Source organism: Bacteroides sp. An269, from assembly GCF_002159755.1.
Lineage (GTDB): Bacteria > Bacteroidota > Bacteroidia > Bacteroidales > Bacteroidaceae > Phocaeicola > Phocaeicola intestinalis.
Genome location: NZ_NFJG01000001.1, coordinates 56,314 through 73,802 on the forward strand (window position 1 = coordinate 56,314; position 17,489 = coordinate 73,802).

The window sequence follows — 17,489 nt, forward strand, 5'->3', positions numbered from 1 at the left end:
CAACATCTACTTAGTACAAATCTTCATATTGCTTAGCTATATGTCGCCACGTGTAATGTTGCATAGCGTATGTTTTCATCAAACTACCATCAAGGTTAGTGCGTTCAAGCAACTGTTGAAGTTCTGTGCTTGTAGAGAAATAGTAGGCTTGATTATTGGTCGTTTCCCGATTATATACAACATTAAATGCCAATATTGGCTTACCAAAAAACATTGCTTCTACTAAGGATGGATTTGTCCCTCCGGCACTGTGTCCATGAATATAATATGCAGCATTAGCACGTAGAACAAAAAGCGTATCAAGGTCATATATAGCATCGATACAATGAATATTGGGCTTATTCCCAAACTCTTTTTTCAACGAGCTACCATAATCACTGTGACCCCAATTCCCAATGAATACCAGACACCTGCTACTACGGGCAAAAGCCTCAAGAATCATGCGGCTGTTATTTTCAGGCTCGATGCGGCATACAGTTATTGCATAATCATTATTTTTCACTTCATAGCGTTCAAGTACCTTCAACTGATTTTCCATTGGGACATCACGCAACACATTGTCTCCACCATAGGCTATCAATTCTGCCCTGCGGCGATAAGTTTCCCACACATAGTCCTGTATCCCTTTGTTGTCGGCAATCACCACGTCGGCCAGACGCACCGCCATGGCTTCGCTCGTGCGCAGCACCCATCTTGCCATCTTGCCCCATTTTGCGCGACGGTGTTCAAGGCCGTCGATGTTCACTATGAGCTTCTTGCGGTACATCAGCCTGAAAATCGGCAGAAACAGGCATCCCGACACTCCAAGCACTACGACAGCATCATATCCGCGCATCGACCGTACCAGTCCCCACATGTCGTATGGAATGCTTTGGACCCCATTCGCATGTAACGGGATATACTTCAACGTAGCACCTTTATACTCGGTAAGCCGTTCGGCATAATCCTTGCTGCTGCAAAAAACGGTATAATGGATGTCAGACGGGCAGTTGTCGCCTATGAGATTCTCCACAAGCGACTCAAAACCACCGTACTTTGCAGGCACACCCTGTATGCCCACAATAACGATTTTTTTCATAAAAATATATGGAATAAAATTAATTGCAGATTCACAAATGGAACGTACCTTTCAGGTATCAGACTGCTTTCTTGCCTCCCTTATTGCAAGATTTCATATATATGGTCAATCATGCTAGTCTCATCATATTTTTTCGATGCAGACAATGCATTTTCCGACAATCTCAAGTATAATAATTTGTCAGTAAATATGTTACCTATCCTTTCAGCAATGCGGTCAATATCACGCACATCAATTTTATAACCATTAACGCTATCTTCCACCAGTTCGGCAATGCCGCCCACCGTCGGCACTATTACCGGCAGTCCGGCCGACATCGCCTCAAGGGCGGTCAGTCCGAATGTTTCAATGAAGCGGTCCTTGTCCGACAGGTTCAAGACGAGCGATGCTCCATTATAGAACTCCGCTACGTCAGCCTGCCTCGGATAAACAATTAAATCTTCTTTCATAAGTCAACAGCCATTATTTGGCCTATCGAATCAATCATGTTACCAACATCGTACCGTCTTGAAACGGCCAATGCCGATGCCGACAAGCGCAAATACGAAGGTTTGTCGCCAAGCATGGAATTAATCCTGTCGGCAATCACGTCAAGATCACGCACATCGATTTTATAACCGTTAACACTATCTTCCACCAGCTCAGCAATGCCGCCCACCGTCGGCACTATTACCGGCAGCCCGGCCGACATCGCCTCAAGGGCGGTCAAGCCGAATGTTTCAATGGCTTTTCGGGGGTCAGTAAGGTTTAGGGCAATCGAAGATTCATTATAGAACGGAGAAACTCGCTCTTGACGCGGATATATGGTTAAATTATTTAACGATTGGGGGGGGGAGGGTATTTTTCAGATACCTGTCTATATTTTCTTGTGTGTCGTTTATCACAAGTACAAACTTATATTGAGGCAGCCGTTCGGCAAGCTCAATAAATTCACGAGTTCCTTTGTACTCTTTCAATGACGAAAGCATCAATACCGTTTTCCGCTCAAAGGCTGCCGCCGCGTCGGGATGCAGTTTTTCAACGAAATCACTCGGCACGGCGTTTGGAACAACCGTCACGCCACGTTTGCGCTTCAAGAACGAAGCCTGATAGGCCGACACGCAGATTATTTGATTGGCTACGCGCTGCATCACCCAAGCCAAGATTTTATAGAACCGTCCCTTGGCAAAAGCATTCTCATGATAATGATATACTACCTTCTTTCCCATGAGCCACCCGGCAAGAGCCGGTCCCACAGGCAGCAGCGTGTTTATGTAGAACACACAGTTGCGACACGGCAGGTAGCGGAAAGCAAGCAGAAACGTGTAAACCTGTACCAACATATACCGCATCATCGTCACCAACGAATTCTTGGAGAACACATATCGGTAAGTGTGAAACTGTAAATTAGGATTCCCGACAAGCTCATCCAACACGCCGCCACGCGATGTCACCAAGTCCACCTTTACCCTTCGGTCAAGAAGTCCATTCAACACCATCTTCAGCACCTTCGGACTTCCGCTGTAATCATTAAACAAATGAAAACACACAACCCTCTTCATCTCTCTCACCTTTCCTTTATAACCTTAGCCGGAACACCACCGATTATGGAATAAGGTGGAATCTTTCCTCTCACAACAGCCCCGGCAGCGACAATACAACCGTTACCAATATCTGCGCCGTCAAGAATCGTAGCTTTTGCGCCTATCCAGCAATCACTACCTATTTTTATTCCCTTTCTATTGACTCCTTGCAATCTAATTGGCGTACTCCTGTCTTTGAAATTATGATTTTCCGAATGTATTGATACATAATTCCCCAATATTGTATTGTCTCCTATCGAAACTCCTCCGGCACAACCAAAAAAACCATGAGTCCCGAGACCAACATTATTCCCTACAATCAAGCCTTTACCTAAATCTTTCAATGTTCCACTACACTCTATACAAGTATATTTCCCAATGGAAACATTATCCCCGAAAGATATCCCGTCGGTAGACAGAGCATCTAAATAACATCCCCTGCCTACGCTCAGATTATATCCTGTTTTAATTTTATGCGTACATTTTATTTTTGCCGAAGGTGCAATATAGGTTCGTCGTCTAATATTCCCAAACACAAAAAATCCATTCACGGCCATTACCATTCGACTTATTATAACAGATACGAGGTATGTTATCGGAATCCTCGGATCAAGTTCAAACGGCTCTCTTTTAAGAACACTGACGACTTTACTCGTTAATTTATGCAAGAACATATTAGTCAATCATTTATATGTTTATGATTTTCAATTGCCATAACATATATCTCTTCATTTAATAACTTCTCCCGTTCATTCCATGTATAACGCTTCGCACATTCCAAAACACCGTGAGCAAGTTGATAAAAATGTTCAGGATGCTCCAACAATTCATTTATGTTTCGGGCAATGCCGGCAACACAATCCTCATATCGCTTAGCAATTGGCACTCTGATTCCGCAACGGCCACAAATGGTATCGTGCATGCCGCAGTGATCGAAGCTCATTGTTGGTACGCCATAAGACATTGCTTCCCATATTGTCGTTGGGTTACCCTCACTGACACTTGTAATCACATGCAAATGAGCTGAATTAAAAATCTTCACAGCTTTAGCACGTGGTAAATGTCCATGCCATGCAATCAATCTGTCCAAGCCATGCTTTTTAGCGTATTCCTGTAAGTTAGTTCGCAATGGCCCGTCGCCCACAATGTCAACATGTAACATATTGCGATTTCTCACTTGCTCCAACGCTTCGAGAAATATACCTACCGATTTTCTTGCATCCAATGTCCCTATCACAATGATGTTATATTTGCTCGGATTGTCAAACTTGCTTTCATCAAGAGCTATTTTCCCCGTTATGCAATTCTCGGGGATACAGATGCTGTCTTTATGATGTACCTCTTTGAATTTACGTTGGTTTTCCGATGTCGCCGTCAGCAACACATCTGTAGCTCTCAAAGCTCGTTTTAAACGAAGTTTTGTGTGAAATTGCATTGTATTGGCCACGTTACGGAAAGTCTGTTTCATTCGTCCAATCAATGGCATATGCTTCATCAATTGCAATGGCGCATTATTAGCTCCGCCAACAGGCCCCCAAATATATGGTAAGCTTAATTTCCACAAATATCCCGGCTCTCGATAACCGATTGGGCCTACATTATGAACAAGATCAAAATGTTCAGTTTTTATAATTTCTTTAGCGACATTGTAAGCAGTACGTTGCCACACCGCAAAAGCATAATAAAATGTATATACAAACAGGTTATGTCGATTAGGCCAATTCAATATATTTGTTAACCCATTTGGCTTTACTGCAATAAATCTCACATTTTCAACAGGATGTTCCTCCAGATACTTATTCATAGTGTCAGTCTCGCCAATATGATTATCCGATGTTCCGAATAAAACAGTCAAATTATTTTCCTTTGACATGTGCGTGACATAATTCCATGCCACGGCATATTCCGACCCTCGGTAAGGTGATATGGCATAAGCCATAACAAGAATATTCATACTCTCTTACTTTTAAGACAATGATACTTTTAAAAAATCTAAGGATTTAGCTTGATACTCATCAACTAATGCTTTTCTCGAATTAAAATCAAATTTCTGCAACACATTCGGCTCGTCCTTAGGTTGTGTTAAACATTGTTCGAGGTCGAATAATTTTAACAAATTATGTACTCGCGAATTTTGATTACCACCAACATTTCCATCTTTCATATACCGTTCAAATACAAAAAAACGACGCTTGAATATATAAGAAAATATACAGCAGTGAAACGAATTAGTACATATCCATTCTGCGTCTCTTACCAAAGCCAAAAATTCCAACGGACCAACCGTATTAAAATCCCTATCTGCATTGACTCTATTTTCTAAATTGAACAGAGAGATATTATAAACAGGCAATTTTGTAATTGCCTTTAACTTTTTAATAAAATCATTTGGAATGACATCCTTATAATAGTCTGTATGAAGGAAATAAGTCAGTATGTATTTTTGTTTACTAATGTCTAATTTTGCTTTATCTGCCATTTGATTCCAAACTTTTGGTTCTACCATCAATGTAGGATCCAAAACAGTAGGGACATTTTTTCCAGTTACTTTTTCTACTATTGCCGAAGCTTCGTATTCTCGACATGAAATACTGTCAAATTGCTTCATCAAGTCTATTTGCTCGGGCGGTAGCATCGATGCATCTGTTATTCCCATGCTGGGAGCATATGCAATTTTTCGACACTTGCTTCCTTTATTTATAAAAGACAATAAAAAAGCACTGTCATAAAAATAAGGACTCCAAATTTGATCGCTTCCACATATACATGCATCATAATTATTAAAATCCCGTTCTAAAGCCCTATAAGACGTGTATTTCTTATCGGTCAAAGGCATGAACATTTGTTCGAATTCATGAAAACGATTCATTTGTTCTTGCGCTCTCTGCAACATTAAAAATTTCTTTCCTAAAACCAATTTGCTAAACCAAGGACAAAGATTCATTGCAAAATAAATAATCTTATTTACTCTCGGTTTTATTTGCCAAAGAAGATGTCCCGAATACTCGTCATAATTGATAATCCTATTAGGGAACCCAGCCTTATCTATGAAAACAGACATTGCCACAGCTTGCAATGATGTTCCCATGTTATATCCAGCACGTCGTGTAAGAATGGCAATTTTTTTCATATCCAACGGTTCATCGTTTTACGATTTTTCTCAATGCTTGCTTAGTATTTTCTCCTAATACCGATGACAAAGATTTCTTAACAGATCCAAGCATATTGTTATCAAGATTCCTTATAACTTCCAATGCATCGCTTTCATCTTGATATGAGGTGAACACTTCCAACAATATCGACTTTTCTTTGGGCTTAGGATCCAAGAAATAATCACGATATTTCAAATATTCCTCCTTGCTGGATGCTGATAGATACTCAAAGCCCAAATCTTGCATAAAATGCTTGACCAGCTCATGTGATTTCTTGGCAAAATGACCTTCAGCTGCAATATAAGCATTAGAATCGTCTCCCAATTTCGCTCCCGGATAACAAGACAATTTAAATTCGGCCCCAATACCATTGTTTACCAATATTATACGCACATTCTTATTAATGTGGCGATTTCCTAAAGAATTTAAATCATAAAAGTAGGCCAAATCTCCAATTATTCCAAAATAAATTTTATCTTGATTAATCAACGAAGCTCCAATTAGCGATGAAACACAGCCGTCAATGCCAAATCCTCCCACATTACAAAAAGAGTCCACACTTTGGGGCAACTCGAAGAAGTTCCATGACCTCAGGCTACTCAATATTGAAAAATGAATCTCAGAATTTTTCGGGATAAGATCTGCAGTCTGACTTGCAATCCATATGTTGGAAAATGGCACTTTATCTATATTAATATCAAGACATTTCCTTAAATGAGCATATATTTCATGACAATTTTTATAATATTCTACATTGCAGATATTTGCAGGCTTCTTATTATTATAATAACTAAAAAAATCAAGTTCATTCATTTCAAATACATACCGCAATTTTCGAAATGTATCATGAATCTCTCCATCAGCACACACACGCCACACTTGCGACATATTAAACTTACCTATGGATGAAAAATAATCACCCGATGTCTGTCCTATATGGATTAATACATCCACCTGGTTTAAACTGTTGACCAATTGCTCCTGACCACCAATGAGTGAATACTGCACGCGATATTTTCCATGATATGCACTTGTGTGATCACAAATAAGCATCGAATCATAACGCTCACAAAAGCATTCGACAGTTTCTATAAGTTGCCTGCTCCACGTTCCATGCGAGCCAACAAATATGACAACCTTCTTTTTGTCAAGCGATGGCATGTTCTCACATTTCTCTATACGATTTATCACCCTTTGTTTAGGTAATTCCTTCGTATTATATGTTGAACAATAAATTGTCGGTATGTTTATGTGCACAGGTCCGCACTCGCGCCTTGTTAATTCCAAAATAGCCTGATTAACTTTTAAATTACATTCCCAAGCATCCTGCTCATCTTTTACAACAGGTAATTGTACACTTAGTTTTGCAATGTCATTTGGCAATATTCTCCTATCTATAACTTGCGGTATAAGCTGCCCTATTTCCCCATAAATACGACTTGAAGTAACTGCAAGCACCGGAAGATGGCGATAATAAGCCTCAGTAAGTCCCGGCATGTAATTTCGTGAAGCAGTGGCACCAGTGCAACTAAGCATGACTGGCTCTCCTGTTTCTTCCGAAATGCCACATGCCAAATATGCAGCAGAACGCTCATCTACTGATGAATATATGGTGAAAAATGGATCTTGCTGCAAGCTGGCGACAAGAGTAAGGTTTGTATTGCCAGGAGAAGCCACCACATATTTAATGGCATGAGCTTTTAACAATGCAATTAAAATCTGAATGTTCTTCTCGTCTGAATAAAATTTGTTCATCTTATTGTAATTTATAGTATTTTATTGCTAATAACGTATTTATAAGTGCAACACATTCCTAAAAGGAACCACAGAAGTTGAAGATTTAATGTTACGCCGCCAAAAATGTATAAAATGGCCATTGCTATTAAAGTCCATTCATTTCGCACCCAACATATCCAAATTATATATGTCAAATATATTATCTGCACAATAAATCCATAGTTATACCAAAGACTAAATGCGCCTCCGTTAGTTTTGATGCTACCTATTTTATAAATCCCCATATCTGCATCTACACCATGCCCTATCCATCCGTCTAAAGTAGTTAATGACACTTGCTTTAAAGTTGCTATGGTTGGTACTATTCTACTGGCCCCACTTCCATCTGCCTCTATTATCATGTCTTCATTCAATGTAAATAATGCCGGGAGGAATTTAGTAACACGATTGAAGCTATTTATTTCCATTATGTTTCCCAAGGAAAAAACCACAAACAACAGGATAGCGACATATAAAATGGATTTGACATTTATAAATCTACACAGAAGTACACATGCAAATATTAATCCGGTTGTACTGCCACATGCTATTATCACAAAAACATAACTAATGCATACCCATTTTTCTTCCTTTACTATTTCCAGAAAACCGACCTTATATCCTTTTAAATGATCTGATAAGCAACAGTATAATAACATGAATAGGCTTAATATTCGGGCTGTCCATGCCGGTTCTGGTCCTAATGCATTCAATCTAGGGAAGCCATGTGTTAAATCAACATTTATCCTATTAAAGATTGGCAGTCCAAGAAAGAAGCATGTTAATTGAACAAGTAATGTTATAGCATATAAACATATCAACCATTTTAATATTTTTTTAAATTGTTCTGCTGTTAATTCGCTTGAATGCAATATCCTCACATATGCTAAGAACAAGCTGATGAACATTCCGGTATAAATCAATGTGGACCATCGAACCGAGGCTGGATAAAACACTAACGGGAATGACAACATCAACACATACATTACTATTAGTGGAAGATCGTATTTAATCAGAATCTTTTGAGATAAGAGGATCGCAATTGGAGAGATTGCCATTACACCAAGAAGCAGCATATTTTGTTTGGCACTATTCATTAAGAATGCCGGATATACACTTAATAGAACAGCTAAAAATACGACTATTACAGTGTTTCTATTTTCAGTTCGAAAGAAATTCATCGTCCTATTAAAAATTTAAATTTTCTATTGATTACCTCGGCTAATGGATATTGTAATGCCATTATAAGAACAAAACAAATCAAAGAGGTAATTCCAGACATTGGTATGTCTAAAAATTTATTACAAACAAACATGCACAACTCCAGAAGTATAGAATAATGTATAACCATCAAGATAATCGAGTTGCGACCCCAATAATTTAAATACCTTAACACGACATTGCTTTTCCTTATATGCAACAATATCACCAGAATGCCTAATGGTTCAAGCCAAGACAAAATCAAACCCACAAATGAACTTATGAATACACTCTCATTGAATAGATTCGACACATTAAAATAGATGTAAACAAAAGAAACAATGAACAAAAATATCCCGATAGGCAATTTTGCGTTACTCCCCCTGCATGTACAAGATTTTGATATGTAATAAGTGCTTGTGATAACAAACAAGGCTGTTGCGCTGTTTTTCACGACCAACAGTGGAGCTGTTATGATGGACATGTCACTTAATCCATGTTCGACTTGTTCTATGATAAATGAAATTACCAAGTTCACGGCCAATCCCATAATAAGCCCCAATGTGTTCAGATGCTTAGATTTAAAAAACATGAATGCTAGTTCCCCGAAAAACAAGACTGGCAGAAACCACAATGTGCCTATTCCTCTCAATACTAATGATTTATATGCATCTCTAAGCAATATGTTAAAATCATAATGCCCTAACAGTATGAAAAATACATCTACAAGCAATAATATCAAAGTGAACCAAAAATAAGGAACGCCTAACGATTTTAGCCGTTTCTTTGCAAAAGTTCTAATATCTACTGCATCACCATATTTCAAGCCATGCACCCATCCGCTTGTCACATAAAAGCCTGTAATCATGAACATGCCTATGGCTGCATTAAGCCACATCGGGAATATGCCATTCTCTGCATGAAGCAATACTATCGAGATGATGCATAATCCCTTCATCCAATCTATCGCTTCTACTCGCAAATTCTTTGTATTCATGATTTAATTTTCATTATTGCCTTTCGCAAATCGCTGCTTATACGCAACAGCAGGACTTGAAAAGCATTATAATTACTATGATATTTATTTTTATAATCTCTACTTTTACATAAAAGAATCATGCGAGCGTATGGATTTCCTTTCGTGCTGCTTATATGCCTATGAATAGCCATAACTTCCGACATGTAATATTCTTTCATTCCTGATTTCTTTACTTGATGGGCAAGGATAGGCTCCTCGCAATATAGAAATACATTTTCGTCAAAATAACCTATTTGCTTGACAAACGACATCCTTATGCAAAAGCAACATCCGGACACAATGGGACAATACCCACTCCGGGTATAATCCATTACTGTTGAAAGTGATTTATGCGACCTTTTATATTTCAACATTTCCATGGGCCATAAGAACTCTGACCAAAAGCTGACAAAATCCAAAGGGTTCTGCTGTAATCCTTTAGCATCAACAATGCTTGTACCAAGCACAGCTATTTTAAGATCCTCATCCATTTTTGCCACCACCCGAGCCATATAGTCCTCTTGGGGGAACTCCATGTCAGGGTTGGCTATCATAGCATACTTGTAGCCTTTCTCGGCTGCGTAACGCAGGCCAATGTTGTTACCGGCATTGTAGCCGCGATTCTCGTGGTTCTCGATGAGGGTACATCCCTGCTCTTTGCAAAGCCGACGCAATTGCTCCACCTCATCCGCTCGCGAGCAATTATCGACAACGACAATTTCCAACTTCACTCCTCGTTGCTTCTTCAAAAAAGAAACACATTTTCGGCAATCCGTCGAAGAGTTATAATTTAATATTATGGTTGCTACTATCTCCATTTATCAACGGAACTATTCATTTAAAAGTTTAGTTACATTGATTTCAAATTGTTTCAATTTGTCCTCTATAACAGAAAAGGATTTCATCTGTGCTATTTTTAGCTTGTCATGATTTTTAATGTAATCCAAAGTGCGATCAACAGCTTCTTGTGTCGACAATTGCCGAGCATTGATAGTGTAAGGATAGCCCAAATTCTCATATAGACCTTCAAACTTTCGGCTGTAAGAAAAAGGTATCGTTACCACTCCTGCCGAAAAAGCCCCGATAGTGGCATGCATTCTCGCACCGGTGAATACATCCATTTCCGCAATAAAACTTTTAGCCTCTATAGGATTGTTAAACCTTGGGGCTAAATGAACATGAGTATACTCTTTTGCTATTTGTTCTGACACGGCATAATCGCTCTCTGCACCATTGACCGATACAACATGAGGGATAATGTACACATCAATATTTACCTGTTTTTCAAGCTCTTTTATCAATGCTTTGATGTAACTACGGTAGTCTACCTTGAGCCCGAACTGGTTATTACCTGTGTAACCTCCACGCCACAGCAATCCCGAAACATTAATTCCCACTTTTTTCTTAGTTTTGGGCAATGTATGCCCGTTGACAAATGGCAAGGCGAAAGCGACATCGGTAAACACATCCATTTTTATTCCAAAAAGGGAATTTACATATTCAGCCGAGGCATTATCGCGCGAACAAGCGTAGTCGGCATTAACAATAATATCCTTAGCTATTTTTTGCGCTATTTTATGATAATATGGCCCATATGTCTGTGGTCCTAACACAAACTTACCAGAATAACGCATTGCCATTTTTTTTAATAAACATGACTTGATGAAGCCTTTCATTCCGTATATGTCTGAAAAGCTGTCACCAGCCGTAAAGTCAAATGAGATTACACACTCCTTTACACGTTTCACCAATGTTTTCATAGATGATAATGAGCGAGGGTTGTAACTAGCTGATACGACAGTTATCTTGTCAGTAGAAAGCAACTTCGTGTCAAAATCATTACCTTGATAAAACACATATACCTTAAGTTTTTGGGTTGTGCAACGCCCTAATATATGGAGAAAGGAATAAGACAATGCGTTGCATCCCATGTTTCCACTGTTGAAAGACAATCCCCAAAAACCTATTATAGAATTATTTGTCATGAGATTAAAATTTATATATATATTCACTCGTGGATTTGCGTTGAGCTTTAATGCAACTTGACACATCTGCGTAATGCCCTATACCCACAATCGCAATGATAGCCTCACCTTGAGGGATATTGCATAAGTTCCTTAATGCCTTTTCATCGGCCTGCAAACTCCACTGAAAGATGCAATGCCCCAATCCAACTGCACGAAGTGCCAACCTTAAATATCCGAGAAAAATTCCTCCATTTACATACCACTGGTTGTACTCAAATAAGCCAAAGTAATTCTTAGCCGATGTAACAACAAGGAAATTAGGTATTTCATCTTCAAATCCCCTGTTCCCCGGCACTAATTTGCTTATTTCCTTGTTCTTATTCTCGTCCATTGTATAATATACCTTAGATGGCTGTCTGTTGCAAGCTGACGGAGCTGTTTTTGCAAATTCAATAGCCGATAGAATTTCCTGCTCAGTGACTTTCTCTGCTTTGTTGAAATTCCGGATGCTTCTTGTATTCTTAAATAGTGTTCCTATCGTTTCTTGATCTTTAATCATGAATGTATCTTTTTTTACGACCTCCACCCCAGCAGAACAATAATTATCGGAAACATCATGCAGCAATGATTTGCATTCACCAAACAAAGCCTTTATCTCTGCATTATTTTCTCCAATAGAATCTTTGTAACGCAAGTATTCCTTTACGACAGCTATTGTCTCTAAAACTGCATAGCACTTTTGAGGGTAACCGTTACGCAGATAATCAAGCAAGGTTCTCAATTGTTTCACTGCCTTGGATTCACCAAACCTCTTCTTTTTTGTCTTGTATGACAACCCCTTTTCCAAAGAGTGGATGCCAACTGTCAATTCAAATTGGCGACGTGTTATCTTATCATTCACTCCTCCCATTTCGGTTATTTTAACAAATTCAACACCATCTCTTATGGAGAATGAAACAATATTAATTATGTGTTTGATAAATAATAAAATCTTTTTCATTGCAGTTTTTCTTTCAGTATGATAATTCCATCTTTTATATATCTGCCAAAAGTAAATAATCTTGTCACTTTACTACAGTTCTTACTCCACTGCATAAAAGATTTATTTTTATAATAATGATATCTTATTTCATCAACTTCAATATATGACTCAACTATCTTTTTATATTCACTATTAGGACAAAAACGGATTATATAATCATGAAAACCCTTCAAGTTCCCGATAACACGGTATAATCCATATAAGAATTTATTGCCTTTAAATTCTTTCTCTACCCAATCGGAAGCTATCTTATTACTTGTGCTTGTAGAATATGATCTCCTATCTACCAAAACTTCATCTACATAATATAACCCTTTCTCAATAACAGCGAGGAAAGCAAGAGAAATATCATAGGGCAGATAATTTATGCAATCACTATAATGATTCATCAATAAACTTTTTTTAAATGCCATTGTCATACCTAAATACGTATGAAATACGCAAAATTCGTCAAAATCAACCTGCTTAATGCCATTTCTCTTTCTGTGGGGTACTTTAACATGTGAGCTGTAAACTTTTCCTTCCCCGAATCGAGAAAATCCAGAACAGACCAAAAGAGCATTTGAATATTGTTCAAAAAGTTGCATGGTTCGTTCAACTTTATTAGGCTTCCAACGGTCATCTTGATCGCACACAAATATCACCTCGCCTGTTGCGGCATTAAATCCATCAAGAAAATTCTTGACAAACCCTTTATTGTGAGAATTAATCACAAACGACCAATTAGTGAGGCTTTGTTCTTTAATATATTGCCTACAAATCGTAACAGTATTGTCGGTTGAACAATCATCTACAATTAAGACTTCGTCCACAGGAATAGTCTGCATTCTTATGGACTCCAACTGCTCCAAAATGTATTTTTCTCCATTGTATGCAGATAAAACTACAGAAGTTTTCATCCCCTACCTAATTTCGTTTTTAAGACATTCAACAAATAATACTTTTCTTCTTTGTTCAAGCCTAAAGCCATAATGAGTGAGCTTGTAAAAAGAATAGACATTATGACAGACAATAATAGCCATCCTATATTAGTATTGGAAATAACTTGTGATAAAGCATACATTCCACCGAAAGCTGTTAATGCAATGGCAATACACCTCAATACAATGCTTGAAAGGAACCGCTTTACGTCAAAACGTATAAGTCGTCGTAAGACGAACAACCGCACAAACAGCGTTATCACGACAATCGTCAAAGCAAGATAATAGACAGCAATTGGTTGGCATCCATATCGTAGCAACACATACGACAACGGTATATTCATGATTTCAAATATTCCGCAAGCAGTTTGAAAAAGCCTTATATTTCCATTTGCATTAGCTGCTGTCGCGAGAGGTAATGAAAATGTGTTTATCAAGGAAGAGATGAATACTATTCTGCAAAAGTCCCCAGCATATTGAGGTACTGATCCCAGCCACATTTTCAATATCACATCAATATTAATCCATATCGGAACTACCAAAACAAGCAATAAAAAAAACGACATTTTTGCACTTTGGTTTACCAATCTGTAAAACACATCCATTTCATTAGATGCATATGACTGGATTATGCGTGGATTCACTGCAACTTGAAAGTTACTGACAAACCCACTGACAGCCCCATTTACTTGATTGCTAATTCCTCTTGCTGCATTTATGACTGGACCAAAAAACATGTTTAGGATTATTCCTACCACATGCCCGTTCAACACCATCGATATGCTGCTGAAAATATTCCACCCCGAAAATGCCAACATAGATCTATATAGACTCGCATCTTTTGAAAAAGAAAACCGGCATTCCGTAAAATTCTTTTTACAGTATAGAAAATACATGCTGTAATCAACTGCCACGACAATAAACATTGCAAGTCCATACACAATAAGCTTATCGTTATTGATGATGTATAATAAACAGGCGACTCCAAACCGCAATAACACGTCTATTATACCTATCGTTGCATAAGATTTCATGTGTTCATGCGCGATTATGGTGGCAGTGTGAGGTACCATAGTCAAAGTAAGCATTGCCGATAGTATTGAGAACTGATATACGTAATTTGCGGCCGTCAAACGATCTGAAGGTATTGTCATTTGTGTGTTAAGGAACCACAACCCGACAGTCTCGGCGAATACTAGTACCAATAACGCTAATAACACATGAATAACAATAGAAGATGAATACACTTTCGTGAGCCGCTCATAATTACCATTCCCCAACTCGTAGTTGATAAATCGTTGGGTGCTGAGCGATAAAGTCGCATTCAAAAAACCCAATAATATTACAATACTGCCCACTACGTTATATATGCCGAAATCCACTACTCCCAATTGGCTAATCAATATACGCGAAGTATAAAGACCTACCAACATGGAGATTAGCATTCTCGCATATAGAGTAAGAGTATTCTTTACTAAACTTTTCTTTTGTTCCAAGATATCAATTGATGATTTTTATCACTTGCTCCGATAAAAGATACATATCAACAGCTACAATGCCATGCAAATTGTTGATTTTACCTATTTTTATACATCTCTTCATAATACCTTTGGTAGTCGCCGCTGGTAACGTTGTCCATCCATGCTTGGTTGTCGAGGTACCAGCGAACGGTGCGCTCAATGCCTTCTTCAAATTGCAGAGAAGGTTCCCATCCGAGTTCTCGTTGCAATTTGCGAGAGTCGATGGCGTAACGTAAATCGTGACCTTTGCGGTCGGTGACATACGTTATCAAATCCATATCTTCGTCTTCCTTGCGTCCAAGCAGGCGATCGGTAGTCTTGATAAGCAATTTAATGATGTCGATGTTCTTCCATTCGTTAAAGCCGCCGATGTTATAAGTATCGGCTACCTTGCCCTTATGGAAAATAAGAGCGATAGCACGGGCATGGTCTTCTACGTAGAGCCAATCGCGCACGTTTTCTCCCTTGCCATAAACCGGTAATGGTATGCGATGGCGGATGTTGTTGATGAACAACGGTATCAGTTTCTCCGGGAACTGGTACGGGCCGTAGTTGTTTGAACAATTGGTGACAATGGTCGGCATACCGTATGTGTCATGAAAAGCACGGACAAAATGGTCGCTCGACGCTTTAGATGCCGAATAGGGTGAATGTGGATTGTACTTAGTTTCCTCTGTGAAGAAATCCGTGCCATAGGCGTGATGGTGTGCCGAGCTGGCCTGAGTGGTAAATGGCGATTTTACACCATCTGGCTTAGTAAGCTGCAACGCGCCATAAACCTCATCAGTCGAGATATGATAGAAACGTTTGCCTTCGTAGCCTTCCGATAAGCTTTCCCAGTATTCCTTAGCAGCCTGAAGCAAGGTCAACGTGCCGATAACATTGGTGTGGGCAAACGTGAACGGATCTTTTATCGAACGGTCGACATGGCTCTCGGCCGCAAGATGGATGATGCCGTCCACACGGTAAGTACTCATCAGCTCTTGCATCTTCTCAAAGTCGCAAATGTCGGCTTTCACAAACGTGTAGTTAGCCCTGTCCTCAATGTCCTTAAGGTTGGCAAGGTTGCCGGCGTATGTGAGTTTGTCGAGGTTGATAATGTGGTAGTCTGGATATTTGTTGACCAGCAGTCTTACCACATGGCTGCCTATGAAACCGGCACCGCCGGTAACTATAATGTTGCGTTTAAATTCCATTTTGACTATTTGTTTTTATTGTTTTTATTTTATTTGAAATTCTATTTATAACCTCCCACATCAGTAGCGACACAGACACGCCTACAATCAAGTAAACCACCCACAGCCAAGAGGGTACGCCATTCATTACCGGGAATTGGCTCAATATTGTGATTGGCAGGTCGTTGCAAACGATATAGGCATAGCTGACCAGCTTGAATGCCAAAAGGTGAAAAATTAAAATATATAAAGTCTTGTCACCGACGTATTTGAAAGCAATTGATATGCGATGACGCACCATCCACTTCGATAAGCCAAGCACGCCTAACGTACCGCACATTGAAATTACATAATATGGCAGGATTCCTAAACCTGTGGTTGTCATCATGCCTAAATCCATGAACATGGCAGCTACAGCCGGGATTGCCAACAACAACACCATCCATGATGAACCACAACGGTTCATCACGCCAACCCTGCGCGACAGGTAACCGGTCAAGTAAAAAGCCGTAGCCATCATAGTTTGCGATCCAAATTGTTGTGGCAGATGAACGGGAAGCCATTTTTCTCCAACAGCGAAGAGAAGAGCAAAAATCACCCCCCCCGAAATGCAGATATTTGTTAATCTTCCAATGCGGTTCAAGAGCCAAAGGAACAGCAAAGAAGCCACCGAGGCCCAAAACAAGGAAATCAAGAACCAAAAACCACCAAGTAATTGCTCACTTCCTGTCAATGTAAATATCCTGACAATCTTGATGACAAATTCCCTCAATGAATAGCTTGCACCATAAATATGCAACTGAGCCAACAAGTTGTGGAACAACAAGAATATCAGCGACCACTTGACAAACGCCCAGTAACTACCTTTCGCTTTCCTCATCAAGCCTGTCTTCAAGTCGGCCAAATACTTGTCGCTCAGCAGCCATCCGCTTATGAAAAAGAAGCATGGCATGTGAAACATATATATGAAATTATGCCAGTAATTATGAGTGAGAAAACTATGCCCTACCACCATCAGGATGATGCAAATGGCTTTAGCAATGTCGAGTGTCAAGTCACGCTTCTTTTCCATTACCTCT

The 17,489-nt window shown here is 39.2% G+C and carries 17 protein-coding genes; all 17 read right to left on the reverse strand.

Features of this window, described 5'->3' with window-relative positions:
- Positions 1–10: 10 nt before the first annotated feature.
- The 17 genes from B5F71_RS00320 to B5F71_RS00395 all read right to left on the reverse strand — a co-directional run bounded on the left by B5F71_RS00320 (position 11) and on the right by B5F71_RS00395 (position 17,482).
- The gene (locus B5F71_RS00320; RefSeq protein ID WP_087206924.1) at positions 11–1,078 is read right to left on the reverse strand and encodes a DUF1972 domain-containing protein; all 1,068 of its coding nucleotides are present in this window, start codon (positions 1,076–1,078) and stop codon (positions 11–13) included.
- Between the two features lie 80 nt (positions 1,079–1,158).
- Positions 1,159–1,527 carry a glycosyltransferase family 4 protein gene (locus B5F71_RS00325; RefSeq protein WP_087206926.1) on the reverse strand — a complete coding sequence of 123 codons (369 nt, stop codon included), beginning with the start codon at positions 1,525–1,527 and terminating at the stop codon, positions 1,159–1,161.
- A complete protein-coding gene (locus B5F71_RS20900) occupies positions 1,524–1,919 on the reverse strand; it encodes a glycosyltransferase family 4 protein (RefSeq protein ID WP_343285783.1) in 396 nt (131 codons plus the stop codon). Before B5F71_RS20900 ends, B5F71_RS00325 begins: the two co-directional genes overlap by 4 nt.
- Positions 1,891–2,619, reverse strand: a complete 729-nt coding sequence (locus tag B5F71_RS00330) for a glycosyltransferase (RefSeq protein WP_241148513.1) — start codon at positions 2,617–2,619, stop codon at positions 1,891–1,893. The genes B5F71_RS20900 and B5F71_RS00330 overlap by 29 nt, the downstream gene beginning before the upstream one ends.
- A gap of 5 nt (positions 2,620–2,624) precedes the next feature.
- Positions 2,625–3,314 carry an acyltransferase gene (locus B5F71_RS00335; protein WP_087207143.1) on the reverse strand — a complete coding sequence of 230 codons (690 nt, stop codon included), beginning with the start codon at positions 3,312–3,314 and terminating at the stop codon, positions 2,625–2,627.
- A gap of 5 nt (positions 3,315–3,319) precedes the next feature.
- Positions 3,320–4,594, reverse strand: coding sequence for a glycosyltransferase (locus tag B5F71_RS00340; protein WP_087206928.1), 1,275 nt, complete (start codon positions 4,592–4,594; stop codon positions 3,320–3,322).
- A gap of 12 nt (positions 4,595–4,606) precedes the next feature.
- Complete coding sequence (locus tag B5F71_RS00345; RefSeq protein ID WP_087206930.1) at positions 4,607–5,770, reverse strand: polysaccharide pyruvyl transferase family protein; 1,164 nt, start codon at positions 5,768–5,770, stop codon at positions 4,607–4,609.
- A 10-nt stretch (positions 5,771–5,780) separates the two neighbouring features.
- A complete protein-coding gene (locus B5F71_RS00350; RefSeq protein ID WP_087206932.1) occupies positions 5,781–7,547 on the reverse strand; it encodes a thiamine pyrophosphate-binding protein in 1,767 nt (588 codons plus the stop codon).
- A gap of 11 nt (positions 7,548–7,558) precedes the next feature.
- Positions 7,559–8,749: a hypothetical protein gene (locus B5F71_RS00355; protein WP_087206934.1), complete on the reverse strand. Its 1,191-nt coding sequence runs from the start codon at positions 8,747–8,749 to the stop codon at positions 7,559–7,561.
- A complete protein-coding gene (locus tag B5F71_RS00360) occupies positions 8,746–9,765 on the reverse strand; it encodes an acyltransferase (RefSeq protein ID WP_087206935.1) in 1,020 nt (339 codons plus the stop codon). The genes B5F71_RS00355 and B5F71_RS00360 overlap by 4 nt, the downstream gene beginning before the upstream one ends.
- Positions 9,762–10,604 (reverse strand): glycosyltransferase family 2 protein, encoded by an 843-nt coding sequence (locus B5F71_RS00365; RefSeq protein ID WP_087206937.1) that lies wholly within the window; start codon positions 10,602–10,604, stop codon positions 9,762–9,764. Before B5F71_RS00365 ends, B5F71_RS00360 begins: the two co-directional genes overlap by 4 nt.
- 12 nt (positions 10,605–10,616) lie before the next feature.
- The gene (locus B5F71_RS00370) at positions 10,617–11,771 is read right to left on the reverse strand and encodes a polysaccharide pyruvyl transferase family protein (protein WP_158098015.1); all 1,155 of its coding nucleotides are present in this window, start codon (positions 11,769–11,771) and stop codon (positions 10,617–10,619) included.
- Positions 11,772–11,775: 4 nt separating this feature from the next.
- A complete protein-coding gene (locus B5F71_RS00375) occupies positions 11,776–12,753 on the reverse strand; it encodes a nitroreductase family protein (protein ID WP_087206940.1) in 978 nt (325 codons plus the stop codon).
- Complete coding sequence (locus B5F71_RS00380) at positions 12,750–13,694, reverse strand: glycosyltransferase (protein WP_087206942.1); 945 nt, start codon at positions 13,692–13,694, stop codon at positions 12,750–12,752. Before B5F71_RS00380 ends, B5F71_RS00375 begins: the two co-directional genes overlap by 4 nt.
- Positions 13,691–14,749 carry an MATE family efflux transporter gene (locus B5F71_RS00385; protein ID WP_343285782.1) on the reverse strand — a complete coding sequence of 353 codons (1,059 nt, stop codon included), beginning with the start codon at positions 14,747–14,749 and terminating at the stop codon, positions 13,691–13,693. Before B5F71_RS00385 ends, B5F71_RS00380 begins: the two co-directional genes overlap by 4 nt.
- A gap of 542 nt (positions 14,750–15,291) precedes the next feature.
- A complete protein-coding gene (locus B5F71_RS00390; RefSeq protein ID WP_087206944.1) occupies positions 15,292–16,431 on the reverse strand; it encodes a dTDP-glucose 4,6-dehydratase in 1,140 nt (379 codons plus the stop codon).
- Positions 16,421–17,482, reverse strand: coding sequence for an acyltransferase family protein (locus B5F71_RS00395; RefSeq protein WP_087206946.1), 1,062 nt, complete (start codon positions 17,480–17,482; stop codon positions 16,421–16,423). Before B5F71_RS00395 ends, B5F71_RS00390 begins: the two co-directional genes overlap by 11 nt.
- Positions 17,483–17,489: the final 7 nt, after the last annotated feature.